The organism is Lacihabitans soyangensis (assembly GCF_024343775.1).
GTDB classification, from domain to species: Bacteria; Bacteroidota; Bacteroidia; order Cytophagales; family Spirosomataceae; genus Leadbetterella; species Leadbetterella soyangensis.
The window spans coordinates 1-1,953 of the sequence record NZ_RJUF01000123.1 but is presented as its reverse complement, the minus strand read 5'-3'; the positions used below and the strand labels follow the sequence as shown (position 1 = coordinate 1,953).

Genomic DNA, 1,953 nt, shown 5'->3' with positions numbered 1-1,953 from the left:
TGGCACTCCTACTCATACTATTCGAGTCACTGATGTTTGTGGAAATACAAGTACAACAACTGGGACAATAAATAACCCCTCTGCAATTACAACTGCTACCATTAGTGCAACTACCGCATCTTGCTCAAGTAGTAATACAGGTGTTATAAAAGTGACAGTTCAATCTGGTGGTGGTTTACCTCCGTTCAGATATAGTTTGATTGATGCCGTAACATCGGCAGTAGTAATGGCTCCACAAACTAGTACCACTTTCACCAATGTACCTGATAACGCCACTGGTTATTTAGTCAGGACAACCGATGATTGTGGCAACGCTGTTACGAGCTCTACTCCTCTACTTTTCCCTGCAGCTACTGCACCAACAGGTTCTGTAGTAACTACACCCTCATGTGTTTCTTCATCAACAGGAAGAATAGTTGTTACTCCTAGTGCGGGTGCAACATTTGCTGGAGGTACATTTAGCTATGCTCTTTATAATGCAGCAAATACAGTACTGGTAAGAGTCACCCAAGCCAGCCCTGTTTTTAATAATTTAGCAGCTGGAACTTATACTGTTAGAATAACGGACCAATGTGGAGCTTTGGGCACAGTTGAGGCCATTATAGATAATTCCGTACCTGCTCTAACGGCAACTGGGAGTATTTCCCCTACATGTAGCGGCGGCTCATCAGGAGTTATTGCAGCATCTGCTTCAGGAGGTTCATTACCTCGAACTTTTTCAATAGTATTACAGTCATCGGGTGCTATTATAGCAGGACCTCAGACAGATAGTGTGTTTGCGGGTCTCGCAGCTAATACTTATATCGTTAGAGTAACTGATGCCTGCGGAACAATTTCCAATTCTGCGAATTTGGTTGTAGGAGACCTCACATCTACTCCAACCCTATCTACAACCACAGCACTTGATTGTGATGGAGGGTCTGTATTGAGTGGCTATGGTGGTGGTGGAAGTGGCGGACCCTATACCTATGGACTTTGCACAGGAACTGCCTGTAATTCATTTGGGACTTTTTCAACTGCAAGTACATTCACGATACCATCAAGTGGAACTTATCGAGTCGCGGTTCGAGACAGATGTGGGCTACAAACGAGTTCGCCTGATGTAGTAATAAATATACCTACAAAGGCCGTTATTACTGGTGTAACCAAAAGTAATACTTGTGGTGCAACTAATATTACTGTAGCGGCTACCAATGTTCCAAATACGCCTTATTATAGTTTAGATGGTGGAAACTTTACCACTACAATCGGTAGCGTTCCCGTAGGGAATCATACTATTAGGGTGTCAAATTTTAATGCAGGAACCTTTGAGTGTGCAAGTGATGCTTTTGCATTTACGGTAAGTTCTACACCATCAAATCCGACAGGCACAAGCAATGTAAGTATATGTAATGGTGCAACTGCTTCATTAACAGCTGCTTGTGCCAATAGTTCGGTGGTTTGGTACAATGCAAGTTTGGTGGCCATTCCATTTACTGGCTCACCTTATGTAACACCAAATCTCACATCACCAACAACTTATAATGTTCGATGCGAAGATGGGGCTTGTCGAAGTGGATTTGTGACGGTTAATGTTACAATTAATAATCCACCAACTGCCCAGATTATAGGCACTACGAATTTGTCATGTTCTGTAACTTCGGTAACCAGAACCGCCTCAGGAGGTACAAGCTACCAATGGTCAGGACCAAATTCCTACTCAGCCAATTCAGCAGTAGCAACAATTAACTCAGCAGGAACTTACACTGTGACGGTGACAGGAAGCAATGGATGTACAGCTACAGCTACTACGGCAGTAAGCTTGGATGGCACTGCTCCAAGTCCGAGCATAACTGGCTCAACGAATCTGACCTGTTCGGTGACGAGTGTAACCAGAACCGCCTCGGGAGGTACAAGCTACCAATGGTCAGGACCAAATTCCTACTCAGCCAATACAGCAGTGGCAACAATTAA

Annotated in this window: 1 protein-coding gene; it reads left to right on the top strand. The window is 43.9% G+C overall.

Annotated features, from left to right (window positions below; translation table 11 throughout):
• On the top strand, nt 1-1,953 hold a 1,953-nt coding region (locus EGI31_RS14830; protein WP_255037958.1), incomplete at both ends, for an Ig-like domain-containing protein.